Source organism: Streptomyces sp. NPDC055078 (assembly GCF_053607985.1).
Genome location: NZ_JBSGUP010000311.1, coordinates 1 through 9,457, shown reverse-complemented (window position 1 = coordinate 9,457; position 9,457 = coordinate 1). Strand labels below are relative to the sequence as shown.

The 9,457-nt window shown below is 71.3% G+C and carries 6 protein-coding genes and 1 pseudogene; 6 read left to right on the top strand and 1 reads right to left on the bottom strand.

The window, feature by feature from the left end:
* Positions 1-288: pseudogene (locus ACWF94_RS23920) on the top strand (alpha-isopropylmalate synthase regulatory domain-containing protein); the annotation flags it as partial.
* 704 nt (positions 289-992) lie between these two features.
* On the opposite strand, the gene ACWF94_RS23915 reads toward ACWF94_RS23920, so the two are convergent.
* The gene (locus tag ACWF94_RS23915; protein ID WP_453491987.1) at positions 993-2,954 is read right to left on the bottom strand and encodes a serine/threonine-protein kinase; all 1,962 of its coding nucleotides are present in this window, start codon (positions 2,952-2,954) and stop codon (positions 993-995) included.
* A 362-nt stretch (positions 2,955-3,316) separates the two neighbouring features.
* On the opposite strand from ACWF94_RS23915, the gene ACWF94_RS23910 reads away from it, so the two are divergent.
* The 5 genes from ACWF94_RS23910 to ACWF94_RS23890 form a co-directional block, all read left to right on the top strand.
* Positions 3,317-4,498: a DUF418 domain-containing protein gene (locus ACWF94_RS23910; RefSeq protein WP_453491984.1), complete on the top strand. Its 1,182-nt coding sequence runs from the start codon at positions 3,317-3,319 to the stop codon at positions 4,496-4,498.
* Positions 4,499-4,799: 301 nt separating this feature from the next.
* A complete protein-coding gene (locus ACWF94_RS23905; protein WP_453491981.1) occupies positions 4,800-5,918 on the top strand; it encodes a sugar ABC transporter substrate-binding protein in 1,119 nt (372 codons plus the stop codon).
* Positions 5,918-7,459: a sugar ABC transporter ATP-binding protein gene (locus ACWF94_RS23900; protein ID WP_453491978.1), complete on the top strand. Its 1,542-nt coding sequence runs from the start codon at positions 5,918-5,920 to the stop codon at positions 7,457-7,459. Before ACWF94_RS23905 ends, ACWF94_RS23900 begins: the two co-directional genes overlap by 1 nt.
* Positions 7,456-8,433, top strand: coding sequence for an ABC transporter permease (locus ACWF94_RS23895; protein WP_453491975.1), 978 nt, complete (start codon positions 7,456-7,458; stop codon positions 8,431-8,433). Before ACWF94_RS23900 ends, ACWF94_RS23895 begins: the two co-directional genes overlap by 4 nt.
* A partial coding sequence (locus ACWF94_RS23890; protein ID WP_453491972.1) for an ABC transporter permease occupies positions 8,430-9,457 on the top strand: 1,028 nt, incomplete at its 3' end. The genes ACWF94_RS23895 and ACWF94_RS23890, both read left to right, overlap by 4 nt.

Genomic DNA, 9,457 nt, shown 5'->3' with positions numbered 1-9,457 from the left:
GCGCAGGTCCAGGCGGTGGTGGCCACGGTGCTGGCGGACACCGGTGCCCGGCTCGGTATCCACGCCCAGGACGACACGGGGTGCGCGGTGGCCAACACCCTCGCGGCGGTCGACGCGGGCGCGACGCATGTGCAGTGCACGGCGAACGGTTACGGCGAGCGGGAGGGTCACCGCGGCACCGCGGCCAGGATCCGTGTCCTGGTCTGCGTCACCGACGGGCACCGGGTGTGGCAGACGGTCGGCGTCGCGGACAACATGATGGCCGCGTCCTGCGAGGCGCTCACGGAGGCGCTGGAGTACGGGCTCCTGCCCGCTCGGTGCGGTGCCGGCGAGAACGGTACCCCGGTGTCGTACGAGGGAGAGCCCGGACCGGCCCCGGACGCCGAGGCGTGCACGCTGACCGTGACACTTCGGGACAGCCGTGGCGCACTGGCCCGGATCGCCGCCACGCTGAGCAGCGTGCCGGTGCTGGCGCTGGCGTACGGGGTGGGGGACGCCGACCTGGCCACCGCCGAGATCCGGGTGCCACGGACCGATGCCGCACGTGCGCGCGCCAGGCTGAACCGCATGGTGGATGTGCTGGATGTCATCGGACTGCCGCCCGTCCTCCCCACCTCCGGGTCTGGGCCGGTCCTGGGCACGGGCGGTGGTGCGCGGGGCGTGGCGCCGGCCCCGGAGGGACAGCGGGGGCCACAGGTGACGGACCGGTTTGCCGCGACGGACGAGGGCCCGCACGGTCGCGCCGCCACCGGGCCATGTCCCCTGCGTACGGGATGAGTCGGCGGCCCTGGACGCGGCATTGGCAGGGCCGGAATGCTGGGCGACCATGGAGTGCCGACCCGTCCGGGCCACTCGCCCGCTGCCGGGGGAGCGGCTGATCGGCGGGGCGGTCAGCGGCCCGGCGACTGCCGCTCATCACGGGGGATCAGGACCACCAGGGTGGTGACCACCGTGACCCCGGCGGACTCGGTGGCCATCAGGAGGCTTCGTGGTCAGGCGGCCGGCAGTTTCCTGGCGACCTCGGCCGAGAGTGCCTCGGCCGTATCGCACAGTTCGCTCACCGGCTGGTCCCCGCGCACGGCGAGCGTGACGAGTTCGATGGTGTGGTCGCCGTACGCGTTCTTGTAGCCGCGGTGCTCGGTGCGGACCACACAGGTGTCGTCGCCGTGGTCCTCGGGCGCGACATACATCTTCCGCCCGCCGAGGGCCTTCATCCGCCCGTCGTCCTCCAGATCGTTGTCCCGGCTGAAGTCCAGGCTGACCTCGGTGCCGGCCGACTCGCTCTCCCAGGCACACGACCAGTTGGCGAAGTGGGGGTCGGGGGCCTGGGCGTCGACACCCGCGACGGTGCCGAGGGAGGTGACGTCGGGCAGGCCGCAGGCGTCGAGGCGGGCGAGTGAGTTCTGGGCGAAGGGTGCCGGGCGCTCCGGGACCGGGCCGAGGTTGAGCACCTTCACCGCGTAGTCGGTCGCGGCTTCGACGATCGCGCACAGATCGGATTTCCGGTCCCCGACCTGACTGGCTTTGACCCAGATGTGGTGGGCGTCGGTGAGCTGGATGTTCCGGACGCACTCGTCGGGGTCGCCGGGGACCTCGGAGACGGTTACCCGGCCCGCCTGCTCCGTGCGGGCCTGGGAGTCCGCCTCCACCGGGTCGCTGGAGAAGTTGACCTCGACGTCGGCGAACGGCGCACCGCCGCGATTCCCGCTGATCAGGACATCACAGCGGTCGAACGCGCCGTAGTCGGGGTCCGTCTGTGGATGCCCGAACCGGGCGAGTACCCGGGAATCGAGCATGGAGCAGGGGTCGGCGCGGCGGGCATCCATGATGGCCGCCACCGGCCCCTTGGGCGGGGCGTCGTCATCCGGTTCCCTTCCCGATTCCCAGGGACGCGTGATGACGACCGTCAGGAGCAGCGCCGTGGCGACCACCACTCCTGTTACGGCCTTGGCGCGGGGCCGCCACCGCGACGGAGGGCGTGGCGACGGGTGGGGGTCCGGCTCGGGCGGCAGCGCGCGGAGCGTCGGGTCGGGGGGTGGCGCGGGGACCGTCGGGTCGGGGGGTGGCGCGGGGACCGTCGTATCGTCCGCCTGCCGGCGTAACCCGTCGGGGTCCCGGCGGGCGTCGTCGCCCGTGCCCTGCCCGACCGTCGGCGGTACCGGGATGGTCCGCATCAACTCCCGTGCCTGAGCGGCGGTCGGCCGGTGTTCCGGGTCCACCCGGAGCATCTCGGTGAGCGGGACGGTGAGCGGCCCGGAGTGGACGGGCGGCAGGACGCGCCCCTCGGCGGCCAGCCTCAGATACGCGATGGGGCCTTCGGCATCGCCGTACGGAGACCGGCCCTCGACCGCCCGGTACAGCGTCGCGCCGAGCGAGAACACATCCGACGCGTGACCGGCCCGCTTCGCCTGTGCCACCTCGGGCGGAAGATAGCGAGGCGTGCCCCGCAGTCCGCCGCTGACGGTGGTGTCGCCGTCCAGCACCCGGGAGATCCCGAAATCCGTCAGCTTGGCCACACCGTCCTCGGTGACCAGGATGTTTCCCGGCGTCACATCACCGTGCACCACACCCGCCCGATGCGATACCGCGAGCGCGTCCGCGACCTGGCACCCGAGCGCACCGGCCTCCTCCGGCGGGAGAGTGACCCGCTCATCGAGGAGCTGCCGGAGACTGCGCGCGGGAACGTACTCCATCACGATCCAGCACCCGGTGCTGTCGGTGAAGAAGTGGAGGACACTCACGATGTTCGGGTGATGCAGCCGGCCGGCGTTGCGGGCTTCCTTCCTCAGCCGTTCCGCCTCCGCCCCGTCCGACACCCGCGCGCATTTGAGGGCGACCCACCGCTCCAGCACCTGGTCCCAGGCCAGCCAGACGACACCCATGCCACCCGCGCCGATCCTCTTCCGCAGGATGTACCGGCCATCGATGGTCTGCCCGTCCACCGCCACCGTCACTACGCCGTCCTCATTGCCGCACTCGCTCGCATGGCCCCGGAGAGTACCCCGGCCGCCACACGGATGGATCCGGTTCGCTCGGGCACCACCCGCACGGGTCCGAAGGGCGGGCGGGAGCGGCCGACCGGTGACTACGGCACGGCACGACCCGTAGGAAAGCGTCGCCCGTCGCCGAGTGCGGCAGGCGGACAGTCGCGCCTCCCGGGAGGCGCGAAAGCACATGGGCCCGAGCGGCCCGGTCCGACCGGCGCGGCTCGTGCGCGGGTCGGAGCACCGCCCACCGGCCGGTACATCGTTCGGTGTAGCGGCTGTTCGTCTGCGGTCATGACGTGAGCGCCCGGCTGCGCCGGGACGATGAAGGTATGACCGAGACCACGGCCTCGCCCGTCGAGGCAACCGGCCAGTCCGCACGTCTCCCGCTGCTCGATGTGCTGAGAGGGGCGGCGATCCTCGGGACGCTGATGACGAACGTCTGGGTGTTCGCGAGTCCGGGATCGGAGTGGGGCATCCTGAACCAGGGCATGACCAAGACGTCCTTCGGCTCGCTCCCGGACGCTGCCGGGAGCATCATGCGGCTGGTGGCGAACGGCAAGTTCCTGTCGCTCCTGACGATCCTGTTCGGTGTGGGGCTGGCCATCCAGTTCGGCTCTGCGGCCCGGCGCGGGAAGCCGTGGCCGGGACGGTACCGGTGGCGGGCACTGTTCCTGTTCGCCGAGGGGACGGTCCACTTCGTCCTCGTCTTCGCCTGGGACGTCCTGATGGGGTACGCGGTCACCGCGCTGTTCGTGGCGTGGCTGCTGACCCGCTCGCTGACCGCGCAGCGCCGGGTGATGTGGTGGGCGGCAGGGCTGCATCTCACGCTGATCTGTCTGCTGACGGCGGCGCTGGTGGGATCCGGGAACGGGAACGGGAACGGCGGTAGGGTCTCGCGCCGGGCAATTGACCTGTACGCGCACGGCAGTTACCCCGAGCAGGTCGCGTTCCGGCTGGAGAACGCCCTGGCCTTCCGGATGGAGCCGCTGCTGACGTTCTGCCTCCTCGTCTTCCTGTTCCTGCTGGGCGTGCGGCTCTTTCGCGCGGGCGCGTTCGGCTCCGACGCCGTCGGCCGCCGCATCCGCGCACGCCTGCTCGGATGGGGCCTGGGCCTCGGACTCCCGCTCAGCCTGGTCACATCACTGGCGGGCGCGGACCTGTTCCTCCTGGACCGGTACGCTGCCGGCCCGCTGACGGCGCTCGGCTACATCGGGCTGATCGGCACCCTGATGGACCGGGTGCGGAGCCCGGGACCGCTGCTGAACAGCCTCTCCGGTGTCGGCAGGACCGCCCTCTCGTGCTACGTCCTGCAGAACGTCCTGTGCATGCTCCTCTCGTACGGCTTCGGCCTCGGCCTCGCGCACCGGCTCGGCGATGCGTGGCAGCCGTGGTGGGTGATCGGCATGTGGGCGGCGGTGTGCGCCGTGCTGATGGCCGGTTCGGCGCTGTGGCTGCGCCGTTTCCGGGCGGGCCCGCTGGAAGCACTCCAGAAGCGGGCCCTGCGGCACTGAGCGGTCCGCCGCCCCGGGGCCGCCCTGGTCGGTTTCGGCGGTGGCCACCACCCGCGAACCGTCCAGCAGCACGGCGGAGCCGCTCCCCGGGCCGACGCCGGTACAGGCGGGCCGGGGAGTGTCTGACGGCACGCTTCCGGTGCTCGGCCCGAGGGTTCCGAGACCGTAGTCGATGAGCCGGAATGTATCCGATTAAGGGATCGCTGGGGCTTCTGATGGAAGTTCAGCCGACTTATTGCCGCTCAATGTATCCAATGCTACGTTCGTGCCCTCCCACCGACTGGTGCAGGAAGGATCGACGATGACCCGCTTGTACCGAACCGTGTTTCTCGCTGTCCTCAGCGCGATGGCGCTGCTGCTGACCGGCTGCGGAGACGTCTCCGTCGTGCCCGCGAAGGTCACCGGCACGGGCAGTCTCGACGGCAGACGCGCGACGATCGTGGCGTTCGTCGTCTCGACGGCGAACAGCTATGTCGGGGCCGAGGTCGAGGCCATGCGAGCCGAAGCCGACCGGCTGAACTACCGGCTGGAAGTCATCGACAACAGGTTCGACCAGACCGAGCAGAACCAGCAGATCCGTCAGTTCCTCGCGTCCGGCAGGCCGGCCGCGGCCTTCGTCTACTGGCCGGCCAACAACGACACCGGAGTGAACTCCGCCCGGCTGCTGGCCGCCCGGGCACCCGTGTTCCAGCTCAGCGGGCGGGTGCTGCCGCAGGCACAGCCGTACATCACCGCCCGCCCCGGGCAGGACAACGCGGAGATCGGAACCGTGATGGGCACGATGGCGCTCAGAGCGATGGCCGAAGCGCGGGCCAGGGGAGAGCGATTCCGCGGCCCCGGCGGCAGGCCCAACCTGCTGGAAGTCACCTATCCCGCGGGATACGAGGCGGGCATCGTACGGCACGACGCCTTCTTCGACCGGGTCGGTGACGCGTTCAACCCGCTGGCCACCGAGAACGCCAAGACGCCCGACGCACAGGGCGGGTTCACGGCTGCCAGCCAGGTCCTGGCGAAGTACAAGGGGAAGGGGATCGACATCGTCGTCGCGGGTTCGAACAACATCGGCGCGGGGGTCGTCAAGGCCCTGGAGCAGAACGGGCTGCGCCCCGGCAAGGACGTCACCGTCGTGGTGGGTGACTTCTCCGGCGACCAGCAGCCGCTGATCAAGGGGCAGATCTACTCGGCGGTCCTTCAGTCCCCGGTGATCGAGGGGATCCTCGCGATCCAGAGCGTGGCCAGGTTCCGCGCGACGGGCGAGGTCACCGACGCCACCGAGCGGCTCCCGGCGACACCGGTCCAGCCTTCGATGCCCGGCACCGCACCGAGCCGCTTCACCTATATGCCGCACCCGGCGATCACCCCGGGGAACCACGACACGCTGCGGGTGTGGGGCCGTACTATCCGGGAGCTGCAAGTCTGATGCCGACCAGCCAGAGCCTGCGTCTGGAGGTCGAGGGCGTCTCGAAGCGCTACGGCGCCGTACAGGCCCTCTCCGAAGTCAGCCTGGAGGTCCGTCCGGGCGAGGTCATGGCCCTGCTCGGGGAGAACGGAGCCGGCAAGAGCACGATCGTGAAAGTGCTCTCCGGACTCGTGCGCCCCGACGCGGGCACCATCCGCATGGACGGCCGGGCCGTCGAACTGCCGACGTCGGGCGCGTCCCAGGCGGCGGGCATCGCCGTCGTACAGCAGGAGTACAGCACGGTCGGCGCGCTGAGCGTCGCGGAGAACCTGCTGCTCGGCCGGCGTGGGGCGCGCGGCTGGTGGAGCGGGCGGTTTCTGCGCCGGCACGCCGGGGAACTGCTGGCACGGGTCGGCCTCGGGCAGCTGGACAGCCGTACCCCGGTCGAGGAACTCTCGGTCGCGGAGATGCAGTTGCTGGAGATCGCCCGGGTGCTGGCCCGATCGGCCACGCTGATGATCCTGGACGAGCCGACCGCGGCGCTGTCCCAGGCCGAGGCGGCGCGGGTGCTGGACACCGTCCGCTCGCTCGCCGACGAGGGCACCGGCATCATGTACATCACCCATCGGCTCGAAGAGGTGTTCGCGGTCAGCGACCGCGTCACCATCTTCCGCAACGGCCGCAGCTCCGCCCCCGAGGAGACCGCGGCCCTGGACACACCGGGGATCGTCCGGCGCATGCTGGGGCGCGAACTCGGCGACATGTTCCCCGGGCCGGGCCGTGCGGGCGACACGGCGCCGGTCCGGCTCGCGATCAGCGGGCTCACCGCCCCCGGCGTCGACACACCGGTCGATCTGACCGTGCGGCAAGGGCAGATCATCGGCCTCACCGGGCAACTCGGCGCGGGCGGCTCGGCGTTGCTCCGGACGCTGGCCGGATTCCTGCCCGCGCTGTCGGGCGGTGTCGAACTCGACGGTGAGCCCATCGGCCTCGGGAATCGGCGCGACGGTATCGCCGCGGGGGTCGCCTACTGCTCGCCGGACCGCAAACGCGACGGCATCTTCGAGGGCCTGTCGATCGAACGGAACCTCTCCTCGCCCTGGCTTGAGCACATCTCCCGGTTCGGCATCGTCTCCCGGCGCCGCGAGCGCACGGCCGCCGCCCGGTCCGCGGAGAGCTTCGCGCTGGACACCGGGCGGCTCGCCTCCTCCGTCGGCACCCTGTCCGGTGGAAACCAGCAGAAGGTCGCCGTGGCCAAGTGGCTGGGACGCGAGCCCCGGGTGCTGCTCGTCGACGAACCGACGCGCGGAGTGGACGTCGGGGCCCGCGCCGAGATCTACCGGCAGCTGCGGACCCTCGCCGACGCCGGGATGGCGGTCGTCGTGTGCTCGTCGGACACCGGGGAGGTCTTCGGCCTCTGCGATGTCATCGCCACCTTCCACCGGGGAGCGCTGACCTCGGTCGGACCGAAGGCGCGATGGACCGAGGAGACGCTCGTACGCGAGGTCATGCACAGCTCGCATACCCGATCCACGACATCGAGTGAAGTGGGCACCCCATGACAGACACGTCCGCCGGTGCGGTGGTCGCACGCCGGCAGCACAGCGCCCGGCTGCTGACGCGCTGGGCCATGCCCACGGTCTTCGCGGTGCTCGTCGCCGTGGCGGCGGCCACCACATCGGACTTCCTCACCTTCGACAATCTGCGCGGCGTGCTGATCAACACGGCGGTGACCGGCATCGCCGCGGTCGGGATGACCGCCATCACACTGTCCGGCAATCTGTTCTCACTCGGCGCCGGCCAGTCCGCGATGCTCGCGTCGATGCTGTTCATGTCGGTCGCGTCGGCCGGTGGTTCGCTGCCGCTCGGCGTGGTCGTGGCACTCGTGGGGCTGGTCGCGATCGGCCTGGTGCAGAGTGCCGCCGTGGCCGCCGGGCTGAACCCCGTCGTCACGACGATCGCCGCCGGGGCACTGATCTACGGCGCGGTCGCCGGTCTGACCGGCGGCGCCGTCGTGTCGGCACCGGCCACCGCCGTCGGTGAACTGTCGTCCTACGACATCCTGGGGATTCCGCTGCCGGTCTGGGTGTTCGCCGCCTTCACCGGCGCCGTCTGGCTGTTCGTCGAGCGCACGGTGGCGGGCAGACGCCTCGTCCTGGTCGGGGCGAACCGCGAGACGGCGGTGATGAGCGGTGTCTCCGTGCGCGCCGCCACCGCCTGGGCGTTCACGATCATGTCGATCGGCCTCGCGATCGCCGGCATCTTCTCCGCGAGCCAGCTCGGACAGGTCACCGCGAACAATCTGTCGGAACTGACCGTCGACGCCGTCGCCGCGGTGCTCATCGGCGGAACGGCGGTCAGCGGCGGCGAGGGCTCCGCGGTGCGGTCGGCGGTGGGCGCACTCGTGATCGTCGTGCTGCAGAACGTCCTGCTGCTGCACGGACTGTCGACCGGGATCCGGGTCCTCGGTGAGGGCGTCCTGCTGGTCGCGGTCGTCTCGGTCCTCCATGTGGCCCGTCGGAAGGCAATGCGATGAACGGATCAACCATGCGGCGTACCGCGGGCAGGACCGCGCGCGTCTACGGGGTCCAGGGGGGCGTCCTGCTCGCGCTGGTCGTGTTCCTGTTCGCGGCGATCCCCGGCTTCACCACCGAGTCGGCCGTCTTCGGCACGCTGGACGGTGTCGCCCTCATCGGCATCACGGCCGCCGGACTCGCGGTCACGATGATCGCCGGGGAACTCGACCTGTCGGTCGGGTCGATGGCCGCGCTGGCCGGTGTCGTCGCGATCCGGGCGGGCGACCTCGGCCTGGTCCCCGCCATCGTGATCGGTACCCTGGCCGGGCTGGTCCTCGGGCTCGCCCAGGGGCTGCTGATCGCCTGGCTGCGGATCAGCTCGCTCGTCGTCACCGCCGGCACGCTGATCGGGTTCAGCGGCGCCGCGATGCTGCTCGCCGACGACCGGCCCATCGGCCTGGACCGGCTGACCACGACCGACCCGCTGCTCAAGCAGTGGCTGTCGATGACCCCGGCGACGCTCACCGGGATCGCCGTCATCGTGCTGCTCGGTGTCTTCCTCGGCTTCACCCGGTGGGGCCGGGAGATCTACGCGGTCGGCGGCGCCCGGCAGGAGGCGCGAGCGGCGGGGGTTCCGGTGACCGCGTCGCTGACGATGTCCTTCGGGATCTCCGGAGCCTGCGCCGCCCTGGCCGGTTCGCTCGCGTGCATGCAGGGGGCGTCGGCCGACCCGCGCGGGTTCAGCACACTTCTGCTCAGCGCCGTCTCCGCGTGTCTGATCGGCGGCATCAGCCTGTACGGCGGGCGCGGCAACGCTGTCCATGTGGCGCTCGGCGTCCTCACTCTCTGCCTGATCATCGCCGGCGCGACGGCCGCGGGCGCGCCCACGTATGTCACGGGCCTGGCGACGGGCGCGCTGCTGATGCTGGTCGTCATCATGGAGTTCGTCCTGGAGCGCACCGTCGCCGTGCGGCGTCTGCACGCCGCACGCGCCCGCCATGCGGCGGCCCTCCTGGCAGACCGGTCAGGGCAGGCGGGCCGGTC